General features: G+C 48.1%; 11 protein-coding genes. 7 read left to right on the top strand and 4 right to left on the bottom strand.

The genetic code is table 11. The features are described from left to right. Positions 1-7: 7 nt before the first annotated feature. The 5 genes from ACTJJS_RS14515 (at position 8) to ACTJJS_RS14535 (ending at position 4869) form a co-directional block, all read left to right on the top strand. Positions 8-610 carry a ribonuclease HII gene (locus tag ACTJJS_RS14515; RefSeq protein WP_168870964.1) on the top strand — a complete coding sequence of 201 codons (603 nt, stop codon included), beginning with the start codon at positions 8-10 and terminating at the stop codon, positions 608-610. Between the two features lie 183 nt (positions 611-793). Continuing rightward, entirely contained in the window at positions 794-2233 is a 1440-nt protein-coding gene (gene rpoN, locus ACTJJS_RS14520; RefSeq protein ID WP_440664231.1) for an RNA polymerase factor sigma-54, read from the top strand. A 7-nt stretch (positions 2234-2240) separates the two neighbouring features. Next, the gene (locus tag ACTJJS_RS14525) at positions 2241-2939 is read left to right on the top strand and encodes a hypothetical protein (RefSeq protein WP_440664233.1); all 699 of its coding nucleotides are present in this window, start codon (positions 2241-2243) and stop codon (positions 2937-2939) included. A gap of 538 nt (positions 2940-3477) precedes the next feature. After that, on the top strand, positions 3478-4488 hold the full coding sequence (gene recA, locus ACTJJS_RS14530) for a recombinase RecA (RefSeq protein ID WP_168870961.1): 1011 nt from the start codon (positions 3478-3480) through the stop codon (positions 4486-4488). A 195-nt stretch (positions 4489-4683) separates the two neighbouring features. Continuing rightward, the gene (locus ACTJJS_RS14535) at positions 4684-4869 is read left to right on the top strand and encodes a hypothetical protein (protein WP_440664234.1); all 186 of its coding nucleotides are present in this window, start codon (positions 4684-4686) and stop codon (positions 4867-4869) included. 143 nt (positions 4870-5012) lie between these two features. Here the strand turns inward: ACTJJS_RS14535 and typA are convergent, their stop codons facing one another. Next, complete coding sequence (gene typA / locus ACTJJS_RS14540; RefSeq protein ID WP_168870960.1) at positions 5013-6821, bottom strand: translational GTPase TypA; 1809 nt, start codon at positions 6819-6821, stop codon at positions 5013-5015. A 275-nt stretch (positions 6822-7096) separates the two neighbouring features. On the opposite strand from typA, the gene ACTJJS_RS14545 reads away from it, so the two are divergent. Beyond that, positions 7097-8098 carry an alpha/beta fold hydrolase gene (locus ACTJJS_RS14545; RefSeq protein WP_440664235.1) on the top strand — a complete coding sequence of 334 codons (1002 nt, stop codon included), beginning with the start codon at positions 7097-7099 and terminating at the stop codon, positions 8096-8098. A gap of 38 nt (positions 8099-8136) precedes the next feature. Here the strand turns inward: ACTJJS_RS14545 and ACTJJS_RS14550 are convergent, their stop codons facing one another. Then, positions 8137-10368, bottom strand: a complete 2232-nt coding sequence (locus ACTJJS_RS14550) for a patatin-like phospholipase family protein (RefSeq protein WP_440664236.1) — start codon at positions 10366-10368, stop codon at positions 8137-8139. Between the two features lie 100 nt (positions 10369-10468). Further along, positions 10469-11515 carry a COX15/CtaA family protein gene (locus ACTJJS_RS14555; protein WP_440664237.1) on the bottom strand — a complete coding sequence of 349 codons (1047 nt, stop codon included), beginning with the start codon at positions 11513-11515 and terminating at the stop codon, positions 10469-10471. A 177-nt stretch (positions 11516-11692) separates the two neighbouring features. Here ACTJJS_RS14555 and ACTJJS_RS14560 point away from each other — a divergent pair, with 177 nt between their 5' ends. Further along, complete coding sequence (locus ACTJJS_RS14560) at positions 11693-12139, top strand: hypothetical protein (protein ID WP_168870956.1); 447 nt, start codon at positions 11693-11695, stop codon at positions 12137-12139. Between the two features lie 115 nt (positions 12140-12254). Here ACTJJS_RS14560 and ACTJJS_RS14565 read toward each other — a convergent pair whose 3' ends face one another. Then, positions 12255-15158, bottom strand: coding sequence for a glycoside hydrolase family 3 N-terminal domain-containing protein (locus ACTJJS_RS14565; protein ID WP_440664238.1), 2904 nt, complete (start codon positions 15156-15158; stop codon positions 12255-12257). Positions 15159-15460: the final 302 nt, after the last annotated feature.

The following is a 15460-nucleotide window of genomic DNA, read 5'->3' on the forward strand; positions in this document are numbered from 1 at the left end:
ACCGGATTTGCTACTATCTCATTATCAGGACGAATTATTGGAGGCTGGCTGCGATGAAGCTGGGAGAGGGTGCCTTGCGGGCCCTGTGTTTGCTGCGGCCGTGATATTACCACCGAAGTTCCGCCATCCGCTGCTCAATGATTCCAAACAGCTGACAGCAGCAGACCGGGACAAATTGCGCAAAGTAATTGAGAAAAAAGCGTTGTACTACGCTGTAGCCAGTGTAGACAATATTGAGATAGACAAGATAAACATACTGAAGGCCTCTTTCCGGGCGATGCACCTGGCATTGGAACAATTGAGCCGGCAACCGGAATTCATCATCATTGATGGTAACCGGTTTTATGCCTACGGCCAAACGCCCTTTGCCTGTATTGTACAGGGAGACGGTAAATACGCATCCATTGCCGCGGCCTCTATTCTTGCCAAAACGTACCGTGATGAGTACATGCAGCGGTTGCACCTGGAATATCCGCATTTTGGCTGGAATGAGAACAAAGGCTATCCGACCAGGCACCACCGCGAAGCGTTGCGGGCACACGGTGAATCACCGTATCACCGCAAGTCTTTCCGCCTGCTGCCTGATGAGCAATTGGAACTGGACCTATAGCCCCCGGCTGTTAGCTGCCTCCGTTAGCTGGTAATTACTGCTGACTGTGTGACTGCTAAAGGCGGTAAGGCCATCGTTAACCTTATACTTATTAATTTTGCCCTGTAGGGAACGATTATTATGCTAAAGCAGACACAACAGCAAAAGTTATTACAGAAGCTTTCACCACAGCAGATTCAGCTAATGAAGTTGCTGCAGGTGCCTACTGTCAACCTCGAAGAAAGGATTAAAGAAGAACTGGAAGAAAACCCTGCCCTCGAATACGGTGAAGACACGAATGAAGATGAATTCAAAGAGCAGGAGGATTTTGATGCCAAAACTGACAGTGAGGGTGATGAGGAAGACGATTTTGAGCCGGATGGCAGTGAAAGCGAATATGACAATATTGATATTTCTGAATATGTAAGTGATGGAGATGATGACGTGGCGGATTATAAACTGCGTGACGACAACTATCCCGATCCGGACGAGAGCAACAAAACCATCCCTATCCGGGTGGAAACATCCTTCCACGAACATCTTTTGAGCCAGTTGGGGATGCTCGAACTCGACGATCATCAGAACGCCATTGCCGAACACATTATCGGCAGCATCGACGATGATGGTTATCTGCGCCGGGAAGTGAGCGCGATGGTGGACGACCTCTCTTTCTCCCAGAACATAGACACTACCGAAGAAGAAATCCGGGAGCTGATCAAAAAGATCCAGGACTTCGATCCTGCCGGCGTATGCGCCACCGATCTGAAAGAGTGCCTGCTGCTGCAACTGAAACGGAAGCCGCAGGACGATGAAGGCGTACATACCGCCTATCTGATCCTCGAAAATTACTTCGACGAGTTTACCAAGAAACACTACGAAAAGATACAGAAAGCGTTGAGCCTGAGCGATGAAGGCCTGAAAGCCTCCATCAATCAGATTATCAAGCTGAATCCCAAGCCCGGCGGCAATTATGCCACGCTCAACAAGGCGGAGAGTTATGTATTGCCGGACTTCTTCATCATGAACAATGCCGGTAAACTGGAGCTGACGCTGAATTCCCGCAATGCGCCTGACCTGCGGATTTCCGGCGGTTATAGGGACATGCTGCGGGAATATGACCGCGGAGATAAAAAAGACAAGCGCCAGAAAGAGGCCGTGTTGTTTATCAAGCAGAAAATTGATGCCGCCAAATGGTTCATCGATGCCATCAAACAGCGGCAACACACGCTGCTGTCCACCATGGAGTCTATCATGGACTACCAGCGGGAGTTTTTCCTGACCGGTGATGAAACCACGATGAAGCCGATGATCCTGAAGGACATTGCTGACCGGACCCAACTGGACATCTCCACGGTGAGCCGCGTGGCCAACAGTAAATATGTACAGACGGAATTCGGCACTTTCAAGCTGAAATTCTTTTTCTCCGAGTCCCTGTCTACCGACAGCGGGGAGGAAGTATCCACACGCGAGGTGAAAAAGATTTTATCTGACCTGATAGAGGCGGAAAACAAGCGGAAGCCGCTGAGCGACGAGAATCTTACCAAGATGCTGCAGGACAAGGGTTATAATATTGCCCGCCGTACGGTAGCCAAATACAGGGAACAGCTGAATATACCGGTTGCCCGTTTACGTAAAGAATTATAAGAACAAAATGATGCACGAACAAGCGTTACCGGAAAGTAACATGCATACCGGTGAAGGTCCGGTATTTTCGCCCGCAGCCAGGTCGCTGGCGCAGGTTATCTCCTATATCACCCATCCGCTGTTTATTCCCACGCTGGTAACCTTTTTAATATTACAGTCCATTCCCGAATACATGGTGGCTTTTAAGCCGCTGAGCAAAAAATTTGCTTTTGACGTATTGTATTTCCGGGTGGTGGCGATCACCATATTTTTCCCTCTGCTGACCGTACTGCTGGCCAAACAGCTGGGATTTGTGGGGTCTGTTTATATGAAAACGCAGCGGGAACGGATCATTCCCTACGTGGCTATTATCATTTATTATTTCTGGGCTTTTTATACTTTTTTACAGGAAGGCCGTGCCCCGCGGTTCTACACCGCTTTTTTCCTCGGCTCTTTTCTGGCAGTGTCTATCTCCTTCATTACCAATAGTTTTATGAAGACCAGCCTGCACAGTATTGGCTGGGGCGGCGTAGTGGGTTTCCTGCTGGCGCTCATGTGGGGCATGCATATGAACGTGTCATTACCGCTGGTGATCACCTTTTTTGTGACGGGCCTGGTGGCTACCGCCAGGATGGTACTGAGCGCCCATAATCCGGTGGAGATTTATACCGGTTTGTTTATTGGTATCATTACCCAGCTGGCCGCGTGCTGGTTTCTGGTGATTTAATTCTTCCAACGGTAGCATACTCCCTGCCGGCTTTCTCTTTTCAGGAGAAAAACCCAACAAGGAATATGCTATGTTTTGGATGGGGAAAAAACTTTTTGGGGTTTACCTTAACAGCCGGACTGCTTATTCCGGTAACATGGATGCAAGGCCGCAAGGCAGGTTAACAAACAATCTAACAAACATCTGGGGTACAATCATCAACAACTAAACTTGACAATGCAAAAGTCCGATATTCTGCATTTAACCTCAAGAGTATAACTACGCTTTTTCAAAATGCAGTATTTCCCCCCTGACCCTGTTACAAAATTTTTTTTCCCCGGGAGATGATTACGCACATTCAATGCGTAATGGCTTCGGATCTTTGTTATGTCGTTAGGGACAAGCGAAAAAAGTGAGACCGAATACGATATAAATACTACTTTTTTTAGCATTAAAAATAAAATGCTAAAAAATTTAGGAAAATCAAAAAAAGGTTATAATTTAGCATTCCAGTTGGAGATATGCTTTTCGATTAAATTTGTAAAAAACAACTACAGATATGTCTACAGCCAATACAGAAAAACTGAAGGCGTTACGCCTTACAATGGATAAGATTGAGAAAGATTTCGGTAAGGGATCTGTGATGATGATGGGCGAAAAAGCAGAAGCTCCAATGGAAGTAATTTCTTCCGGTTCACTGGGGCTTGATATCGCACTGGGCATTGGCGGTTTTCCGAAAGGAAGGATTATTGAGATCTATGGTCCTGAATCTTCCGGTAAAACTACCGTAGCGATCCATACGATTGCTGAAGCACAGAAAAAAGGTGGTATTTGCGCCATTGTGGACGCGGAGCACGCCTTTGACAGCAGTTATGCCCGCAGACTGGGCGTGGATGTGGATTCTCTCCTGATTTCACAGCCAGACCATGGTGAGCAGGCGCTGGAAATTGCAGACCGTCTGATTTTATCCGGAGCAGTAGACGTAGTAGTAGTGGACTCTGTAGCCGCGCTGGTACCGAAAAGCGAACTGGAAGGTGAAATGGGTGAAAGTAAAATGGGCCTGCAGGCACGTTTGATGTCCCAGGCGCTGCGTAAGCTGACAGCCACCATCTCCAAAACCAACTGCTGCTGCATATTCATTAACCAGTTGCGTGAAAAAATCGGTGTTATGTTCGGTAACCCTGAAACCACTACCGGTGGTAACGCCCTGAAGTTCTATGCATCCGTAAGGCTGGACATCCGTCGTATGAGCCAGATTAAAGACGGTGACGAAGCTGTAGGTAACCGTGTAAAAGTGAAAGTGGTGAAAAACAAGGTGGCACCACCGTTCCGCCAGGCTGAATTTGATATCATCTATGGTCAGGGTATCTCCAAAATGGGCGAGATCATCGACATGGGCGTAGAATACGGTATCATCCAGAAAAGCGGTAGCTGGTTCAGCTACGACTCCAATAAACTGGGCCAGGGCCGTGACGCGGTAAAACAATTACTGAGCGACAATCCGGAACTGTCCGCAGAAATCGAAGCAAAGATCAAACTGAAAATTGCGGAGAAACAAGAAGAGGCTTAATTATTATGTAAGCTGTACAAAATTAAATTTACTCTTTACTATACATACATAGAAGTTAGTTTTAGTTTTAGTAAGCATTGGGTTAGTATGCACTCCCCGCCTTATCCTGGGCGGGGATTTTTTTTGCCGGGAATCCCAGGGCTGAAGGGCTGAAGCCCCTGGGATACGATCTTGTTCAGTTTCTAATGGTGAGCAATGACTATTGAAGCTGGAAGCCATCATCTATCTCCCTTTACAAAAAGCGGCCGCAGTCTATCATCAGAGATTCCCATTGAGCAACGGATGGTGAGCTACAGCTGCGATTTCCCGCTAAGCAGCAACGGGGTGACTTCCCCGGCTACCACCCGGTTTATCCGGTTCTATAATTGCGCTGATTACTGATGTTCTTTCTATGTTTCAGGAAGGCAGTCCTGGAAAAACAAAAAGCGGCCAACCAATTGGTCAGCCGCTTTATCTCAAACATTTTTTAAAACTTAGTGCTATCACTATATGAACCTGCCTTGCCGGCAGGCCTTCTAATCAGACTAGGCTTCAGCTTTCATGCTTTTTGCACTTCTCTTGCGCTCTTCTTCGTCCAGGATGGTTTTACGCATACGGATGAAGTTAGGCGTTACTTCGATGCACTCATCATGCTGGATGTATTCCATACATTCTTCCAGTGTCATCAGAATTTTAGGTGCGATATTAGCAGCGCCGTCGCTACCGCTGGCGCGCATGTTGGTCAGTTTCTTGCCTTCGTTCGGGTTTACCACCAGATCACCGGGTTTGTTGTTTTCACCGATGATCATGCCTTTGTACACTTCTTCTCCCGGATCAACGAAGAAAGAACCTCTGTCCTGTAATTTATCGAGGGAATAAGCAGTAGTAGAACCAGCTTCTTTAGCGATCAGCACACCGTTGTTACGGCCAGGGATAGCACCTTTCCAGGCTTTGTAATCATTGAAGCGGTGAGCCATTACAGCTTCGCCGGCAGTAGCGGTCAGCATTTGCGTACGCAGACCGATCAGACCACGGGAAGGAATTTCAAATTCCAGGTGCTGCATTTCACCTTTGGTTTCCATGATCAGCATTTCACCTTTACGGCGGGTTACCAGATCAATTACCTTGCTGGCGAATTCCTGCGGAACGTCTACCACCAGGGTTTCGTATGGTTCACATTTTTTACCGTCAATGTTTTTCACGATAACCTGCGGTTGACCTACAGTCAACTCATAACCTTCACGACGCATGGTTTCGATCAATACGCCCAGGTGGAGGATACCACGGCCATATACCAGGAAGCTATCCGCACTGTCTGTATCTACTACACGCAGCGCCAGGTTCTTTTCGGTTTCTTTCACCAGACGGTCACGCAGGTGGCGGGAAGTAACGAACTTACCATCTTTACCAAAGAAAGGTGAGTTGTTGATGCCGAACAGCATGTTCATGGTAGGCTCGTCTACGCTGATCACAGCCAGTGCTTCCGGAGCTTCACCATCAGCGATGGTGTCACCAATATTAAAATCTTCGATACCAACAACGGCGCAGATGTCGCCGGCCAGTACCTTACTTACTTTTCTTTTACCTAAAGCTTCAAAGATGTACAGCTCACGTACCTTCTGTCTTTTAGCGGTACCGTCAGCCTGCATCAGGGTGATCCACTGATTTTCTTCGATAGAACCACGGGTAACTTTACCTACTGCGATACGACCAAGGAAAGAAGAATAATCCAGGGAAGTGATCTGCAGCTGCAGGTTACCTTCGGGGATTTTAGGAGCTGGAACGTGCTCGATGATACCATCCATCAGCGGCGTGATATCAGCGCATTGCTCCAGGGAAGAGTTGAACCAGCCATTTTTACCGGAACCGTAGAAGGTTGGGAAGTTCAGCTGCTCTTCGGTGGCGTCGAGGTTGAAGAACAATTCGAATACAGCATCGTGTACTTCATCAGGACGGCAGTTAGCTTTGTCCACTTTGTTGATCACCACGATCGGTTTCAGGTTCAGCTGTAAAGCTTTCTGCAACACAAAGCGGGTCTGTGGCATCGGGCCTTCAAAAGCGTCCACCAGCAGGATCACACCATCTGCCATTTTCAATACGCGCTCTACCTCACCTCCAAAGTCGGCGTGGCCCGGGGTATCGATCACATTAATTTTGGTGCCTTTGTATTCAACAGAAGCGTTCTTACTGAAAATGGTAATACCACGTTCTCTTTCAAGATCGTTGCTGTCCATGATCAGTTCACCGGATTCCTGATTGGCCCGGAAAACGTTCGTCTGATGAAGAATTTTGTCAACCAGGGTAGTTTTACCATGGTCTACGTGTGCGATAATTGCAATATTACGAATGTTCATATACTTAATTCTTTAGCTATAAGCAGCTTGTAAGATTATAGCTCATAGCTGCAAAAATGAGGCGCAAAGGTACGAAAACCTGACGAGAATGAAGGATTCGTGCTTTAAATAAATGTAACCATTTAGTCACTTGTACAAATACCCTTGCAACAAATTCATTATCAATAAATTACAACATGTCATATTTCATCATGACGGAAACTGTCCTTAGCAGGCACATCCCGCCATCTTTATGGCGGGAGATTTGATTTCCACCCTGATATAAATCTATCTGCATGAAACGTACCTTTTTCTTTCTGTTGCTGGCCTTCTACAGCTTTCAGCTGTCACCACTATGCGCACAAACAATTGCTACACAAGACATTATGCTTTCTTCCTATAAATACCCCTACCCCGTTCAGTATTTTAAATTCCAGGCACAGGGCCAACCCCTGGCCATGGCCTACATGGACATACAGCCATCCCGGCCCAATGGCCAGACGGTAGTGCTGCTACATGGCAAAAATTTCTGTGGCGCCTACTGGGACAGCACCGCCGCCAGCCTCGCCAACAACGGCTTCCGTGTTATCATCCCCGATCAGATAGGCTTCGGTAAATCCTCCAAACCGGCACACCTCCAATACAGTTTTCAGTTTTTAGCACAAAACACCAAAGCCCTCCTGGACACGCTCGATATCCACAAAGCCGCCATTCTCGGGCATTCCATGGGAGGAATGCTGGCTGTCCGCTTCGCCCTGATGTACCCCGATATCACCACTAAACTGATCCTGGAAAACCCCATCGGCCTGGAAGACTGGAAAGTGGTGGTTCCGTACCAATCTGTGGACAAATGGTACCACTCTGAGCTGAAACAGACCTACGATAAAATCAAACAATATCAACTGGATAATTATTACGCCGGACAATGGAAACTGGAATATGATAAATGGGCATCCCTCCAGGCCAGTTGGATTCACAGCCCCGACTACGCACAGGTAGCCTGGAACGCAGCACTCACCTACGATATGATTTTCACACAACCTGTGTATTATGAGTTTCCCAATATCCAGGCGCCTACCCTGCTGATTATTGGCCAGCGTGACCGTACTGCGTTGGGCAAAGCCAACGTAGCACCAGATATCCGTAAAACACTGGGCAATTACCCGGAGCTGGGAAAAGATGCAGCCAAACGCATTCCTCATGCAACGCTGATACCCATTGAAGGCGTCGGCCACCTGCCTCACATAGAAGCCTATACGAAATTTATCACGCCATTACTGGACTTCCTGCTGCATTAGGGCAGCCCGGCCAGGACGAAAAGAGGAGGACAATAAGGCTATTCTCCCATCAGTTTAACAACAAAATCCAGCGCGCTCTGATTCGCCGGATTATCAAGCGCATGGGCGATATCCAGCTTTTCCCGGGAAGTGAGGTGCCAGGACAGTGCCGCACCTTTGTCCTGTTTCTGTGGTACGTACTGGAAAATAATGCGATGGAATTTTTCAGGGAAATATCCCTCCATGAAATTGACCAGGTCATCCTGATCAAAATCCTGCATAGCGCTCCAATGCTGCTGCATCGTAAACAACGGTTCAAACAGCAGGTCACTGAGATCTTTGGTCTTTTTGATCGGGGTAATATCGTTCTTGCGGGTGTCCCTGATCTGTATATACACCACCCCGCTGGTGTTTTCATTGATCCACTTACTGAAAGTATAGAGATAACGCAGCGTTGTCTGTTGGCCGAAATTATCCCTGATACCGGCATCCATCACGTCTACAATGGGATTGCTGGGCAAAAAGGTATTGGGCAACACATAAGGGAAAGTGGCACACATCCGGATGGCACTGGTAACGCGCAGGTCCATGGCGTCCTGGTTGGTATAGTATTGTGCAAAATCAACGCCGTCGATATCGCGCACCTGCCTCGTGGGATACAGGTACTGCGGGCTGCACAGGTAGCTGACCGGCTGCGGCGAGATCATCAGCCGGCGCCCGTCCGCATTGATGGTGGCATTCCAGATCAGCATCGGGATCTCTGCATTTTGCTCCGGCGCTTTGTAGTCTCTCAGTACCTTATTCAGGGCATTGTCAGTGTTCTGGTTCAATTGCATTTCAAAGGCATAACCACGGTCTTTTGCATACCGTTTGTTGTCCATTGTGAAAGTACGCCAGGGCGTGATGAAATCATTCACGGCCATGGCGCTGAACACAGAATTCAGCAGGTCCCGCGAAACACGCTCGGTATAGATGCTGTCTGTTAACCGGATAGGTTTTCCCATCTGCTGCTGATAATACAGCTCTCTGAAATAACTGGCGCCCAACATGCCTCCAGACGCACCTGTCATCAGTACGGTATGTTTCATCAGCTGCCCTTTCAGAAGGCTGTCCAGCCGCTGCAGCACATGCAGCGACCAGGTAGCGGAACGGCTGCCGCCGCCGCTGAAATTCAACACGATCAGGCGTGGCTTTTTATTCCCCGGAAATTTGCTCCGCCATTTCTTCAGAATTCCGAGGGACTGTAGCCTGTCTGCTTCATACCGCTCGCGGGTAAAGAACCGCTGCAAAGCCTCCACACTATACTCCGGTCGCGCTTTTTTCTGCTGATAATCAAGTCCGTATGCCTTATTCCGGTTGTCTACCCAATTGTGCTCCACCATCCAGTTAAGCCCAAACAATAACACCAGTACCACCGGGATAGACCATGTCTGCAACAAATAAGAATAAGCGCCTGCCACACCGATCAGAAAGGCGAAAAAGATCAGCACACTCGCGCCGGCAGGAATCCTGAATACTTCATAGTCCATCATATAGGCCAGTATCATCAAAAAAATCAGGGCACACCCCACCGTGATCATAGCGGCAAAGTGGTGCTGTTTGAGGATACTGTCGAGATAGTGTTTATTGTAGTGGTCCACATTCCGTGCACGGCGGATTTTAAAGGGTGTCGAGAAGTAGTTGTGCACGGGTAGCGCGTTCTCGTCAGGCTCCTGTGTGGGCTTAAGGATTACCCGCAGGAAATTGCGCGGGTTGCCAAAACGTTTCTCCAGCCTTCGCCCAATGTTTTTATCGGCATTAAAAAAGTAAAAGAAGCAGAAAAACACGATAAACAGGGCGCCACAGACAAGCCCCTCTCCCAGCAACAGGATATCGGGAATGGTGCTGAGTTGTTCATATCGCTGGTACTGCCATCCGCGATAAATAAGACAGATAAAAAATGCCAGCGGGATCAGCGAGTTATTAAGACAGTACCGGAAGAAAGGCTGAGAGGTGGTGGCCAGGAATTTAAACCGGCCGGTATGCAGGATGAAGGTAGTGATCTGCCAACTCATGATAAACATGCCGGTGGCCAGTCCGAGAATCGCCGTACTGTAGAAATTCACCTTCCCCAGGTATTCCGGCGCTAAAAAGAGCGCATCTCCCCCGAATACCTTGGCAAATCCGCCATTGATCGTGCTAAAAAGAATTACCCAGAAGATGAGCAACACCTGATATTTCCTGAAGTGCAGCAGGAGCAACTGAACAGGGAAAGAATAGTACGTTTTTATTAGGAATAGCTTCACCTTCATCAGACCGATAATTACTAATAAACCTACGTAAAAAATCAGTAATAATAAATAAGGGGCTCACGCAATGCATGAACCCCTTATTTGTTATTGGTGGTCGTAATTAATCCTGTGGCGCTCTGCTGAGGTATAGTGTCCATACCAGCGAAAGCAATAGCAGCATACCTACGCACTGGTGAAGGATGCCGTAGGTGATCGGTATTTTCACCTGGCTGTTGAGCAGTGTAAGTACGCCCAGCAGTACCTGCAGCAATACCAGCAACAACGGCAGGTAACGGATAGCGTGCAGCAGGCTGTTGGCTGGTGTTTGCGCTGATTTCCACCACCATATGGCGATAAGAATGGTAATCAGGTAGGCAAGCCCGCGGTGTATAAACTGAATGGTGATGGTATTATGTACGATATCTGTCAGAAAGCCTCCCTGGGAAAACATGCCCGCAGGCACCCAGGCACCGTTGATGTCCGGCCAGGTATTGGCCACGAGTGCGGCATGCAGGCCTGCCATAAAAGCGCCGTATATCAACTGTACTGTTACAAGGGCCAGCAACCAGACGTTTAACCGTTTCAGGGAAGGAACCTGGAGGATTTCTTTACCTGGAACGCTGATTTTCAATGCGAACCAGAAGAGATAACACAGCAGCACCAACGCCGACATAAAGTGTATGGCCAGCCGGATATGGCTTACATAGAGGTTTTCATCGTTCAGACCGCTCTTTACCATGATCCAGCCGATAAGGCCCTGCAGGCCTCCGAGCACAAACAGCACAATCATCGGATTGATCATCTCTTTGCTGATCTTCTTCTTAACAATGAAATAAATAAACGGTATAATAAATACCACTCCGATTAAACGTGCCCAGTCACGATGCAGCCACTCCCAGAAATAGATGAATTTAAAATCTGATAAAGTAAAGTGATTGTTGACGTATTTATATTGCGCAATCTGCTTATATCCGTCAAAGGCTTTTTGCCAGGCGGCTTCATTCATTGGCGGAAAAGCGCCCAACAAGGGTTGCCATTCTGTAATCGACAGGCCGGAGCCGGTTAACCGGGTCAGCCCTCCCAATAACACCTGGATCACCAGCATGCCTACTCCTATATACAGCCAGATGGCCACCGGGCGATTGTTCTTGATATCTACTGTTTCCATAAACGCTGCAAAAATAGTGAATTACGGCTCCCGAAATACTCACATTCTTTTAACAATCGCGTAATGTTCTGTTAACGCTGGCGTCGGAGCTTTGCATTGAAAATTAAACGGCATTAATTGTATTAGCTAATACTGCCCAAACAAGTAAAAAAGACAACACATTAAAAAAATAATGTCATGAAACAGTTTTGTTTTGTTTTAGTACCCAAAGTAACAATGATCGTATTAGCCACTATCCTCATCCCCTTTGTAACCATGCATGCACAGGAAAGATCTTTCGCCTACAACAACCGGTTTGTTGCAGAGCAGCCATCATCCGGCATTAAAAAGGATTTGGAAGTGGAAATCAGCCAGCCTGAAAAAGAAACGCTGAACTTCACCCTGGCAGTGATCAATCCGGAAAACGAAAAGTTGACTCTTTATATCAAAGATAGCTACAACAACACCCTTCACCGGGAAGTATTACCTGCAACTGTTAAATTTGAAGCGCGCTACAATCTGCAATCTCTCGAAGATGGCCAGTACATCTTCGAAATCAGAAGCGGAAAAAACAAAGTAGCAGAAAAGGCCATCGGTATTAAAACACAGACCATGGTAAGCAGGCTCGTTTCCGTAGAAAAATAATATCGCAATATTACTTCTGATTTGGTTAATTGGTTATTTAAAATGCGAAGGAGATTATCGTCTGATAATCTCCTTCGCATTTTAGTCAATATCAAAATAACTACATTCCAGATGATTATGGCTTCATTGCTTCATATACCACATCCATCATCTTACCCCTTGTGTTGAGCGCTGACAGCTTGCTGTTGGAACCTCCGCTGGGATATACCCTGTTGCTCAGGAAGATGAACACCATTTTGCTGGCGGGATCTGCCCATACACAGGTACCGGTAAAGCCGGTATGACCAAAGGTGGCGCCGGAAGTCAGTTTGGAAGGATAGCTTTCCCGGCGGGTATTATTATCTTTTTCCGGTTTGTCGAAGCCCAGCCCGCGGCGGCTGATGCTGCTGTTATAGGCAGTAAACAGCCTTACTGTTTCCGGTTTGATATACTGCACGCCTCCAAATGAGCCGTTATTCAGCAGCATCTGCATAATCACGCCCAGATCATGTGCATTGGAATACAGTCCTGCATGGCCGGCAACGCCACCCAGCATGGCTGCTCCGGGGTCGTGCACAAAACCACGCAGCAACTGCATCCGGAAGAAGTTTTCCCGCTCGGTAGGCACCAGCAAAGACAGCGGAAACCTATCTCTGGGCAGAAAGCCTGTAGTGGCCAGCCCCAGCGGTTTATAAAACGTTTCCCGAACGTATTGGTCCAGCCTTTTCCCTGATACCTGCTCTACTACTTTGCCAAGGAATAAAAAATCCAGGTCGCTGTAAACATAGCCCTGATGAGGGGTTACCTTACTGTCGAGGATCTTTTTCCAGATGGAATCCACATAACGATGGTCCATGAACATATTATCGGCGACCTGTACGGAATATAATTCGTCCGCTGTGCTATGATACAGGACCGTATCAGGCCGCCCGTCGGGATATAAAGTTTCCTTGTAGAACGGAATGAAAGATACAAGCCCGGCCTGATGCAACAGCACGTCCCGTATTTTCAGTCCCGCTTTATCAGTGCCCTGTACAAAGGGCAGGTACTCCCCCAGCGTGCCGTCCAGGCTCACTTTCCCTTCATCATGCAACCGCATGATGGAGATGGTGGTGGCGCATACTTTGGTGACGGAAGCGAGATCGTAAACAGAACCGGGAGTAACCGGCTCCTGGCTGTTGTATTCATAATGACCGAAGGTACGGTTGTAAACTATCTTCCCGTCTTTCAGGGCCAGCACTTCGCAGCCGGGCGCAGCGCCACGGGCGATCATATCATTGGCAAGGGCGTCGATGCCGGCCAGACGGGCTTCATTCATCCCTGCTTCTGCTGGTGTGGCGGTAGGCAGATCGGTAAACAGGTTGACATCGTAAGAGATGCCTGTTCCTTCCGGCAGGCCCGGGCATACCGTTACCGGCAGTTTGCCTTTGGGGCCTAATTTACCAAACAGCAGGTCAGCCGCCACTTTCTGTGTGATGCTGTCATCTTCATATGCCGCTACGATAGTGGGCGCATCGCACCAGTGCTGAATAGCGTATGGATTGCCAAACACCACGGTCGCGGAAGGCATTTCTGATTGCAGTTGTTTTACGATCAGGCGTTCAGCCAGCGACAGGCCAAAATTATTGGCCGGACGGCGGCTGAAGTTATGTACGCTGATGATCACCGCCTTATAGTCACGCTGAATGCGGGAGATAATGGGTGCGATCTGTTGTACGGACTGCCGGGAAGTAAAGATAAAGGCATCGGTGCCGGGTTTATATGCTCTGACCGCGTCCAGGAAAGCATTGTTCCCATCGGCGCCTACTGCGATCACGGCCAGTTTCTGCTGTGTCATGGCCGGAGAGAAGGGAATCAGTTTCTGGTCGTTTCTCACGAGCGTGATCGCTTTTTCCGCAATGCGGCGGGTCAGCGTATCAGTCATCGCGTTGAGGTCATTGGTCAGATTATTTGTTTCAATGCGTTGTGGTTTCCATAGACCTAAGTCATATTTGGCATGCAGAACCTTTTTAACGCGGGCGTCCACTTCCTGTTGGCTGATCTGTCCTTTTTTGATCGCTTTCATGATAGCGGATACGCTGCCGGAAGCGGTGGAAGGCAGGATCATGAGGTCGTTTCCTGCCAGCAGGGACTGTAAGGATTCCTGTCCCTTGGAGTAGAACTTGGCGATGCCTTTCATTTCAAGAGCATCGGTTACAATGAGGCCTTTGTAGCCCAGTTCATTTTTCAGCAGTTTGGTTACTGCTTTATAGGAAATAGAAGTGGGTGTATTGGGTTTGTTATCGATGGCGGGAATAAAGAGGTGCCCTACCATGACCGAGCCTACCCCTGCGGCGATGGCTTCCCGGAAGGGATACAGCTCGAGAGAGTCGAGCGCCTGCCGGCTTTTGTTGATAGATGGCAGGTCGAAGTGGGAGTCCACGTTGGTATCACCGTGGCCGGGAAAGTGTTTGGCACAGGCCATTACGCCGGTGGATTGCATGCCTCTGATGGCAGCAACGCCCAGACTGGCGACCTGGTATTTGTTCTCGCCGAAGGAGCGGTCGTTGATGACCGGGTTGTTCGGGTTATTGTTGATGTCCATATCGGGTGCGAAGTCGAGATGGATGCCAATACGTTTACATTGTTCACCCATCACACGGCCGGCTTCGTAAGCCAGGGCGGTATCGCGGGTGGCGCCGATCATCATGTTGCGGGGCAGGGAGGTAACGCTGTCCAGGCGCATGCCCAGGCCCCATTCGCCGTCTACAGATATCAGCAGCGGTACTTTGGAGATGGACTGGTAATAGTTGGTCAGGTTGGCTTCCCGCAGGGGGCCGCCCTGGAAGAAGATCAGACCGCCGACTTTATTGTCGCGGATATCCTGGGCCACCGCATTGATGTGGTCCTGTCCCAGATTGGAATGAGCTCTGATGACGATGAGCTGCGCGATACGTTCTTCCGGTGTAAGAGATTGAAATACGCTGTCAACCCATTGAGAAGCCTTATCTTGTGGCTGGTGGGAGGTGGTGTTGATCTTTCTGTTCTTCTTTTTATTCATAACGCCGGGGGGCATAGGTATAGCGCTCCCAGTCATAAGCAAGCCCGTAAGTCCTGCAACCAGTATTTGTTTCCTCATGTCATAAACTTACAAATAATCAGGCAAGATTTCATTACCAGTGCCTGACTATCAAATAATTATTAAAAAATAGCATATGTTTTTGTCAAATCACCAGATATTCGTTAAATTAGAATATTCTATTGAAGATATTTTAGAGTTCCGCTATAAATATTAAAATATCTTTACTATTTTGTTCAAATCTTTTACATTTTTTAACCAATCGCAATTTTAATTACCAATAC

It is taken from the genome of Chitinophaga sp. 22308 (genome assembly GCF_052045305.1).
Classification (GTDB): domain Bacteria; phylum Bacteroidota; class Bacteroidia; order Chitinophagales; family Chitinophagaceae; genus Chitinophaga; species Chitinophaga varians_A.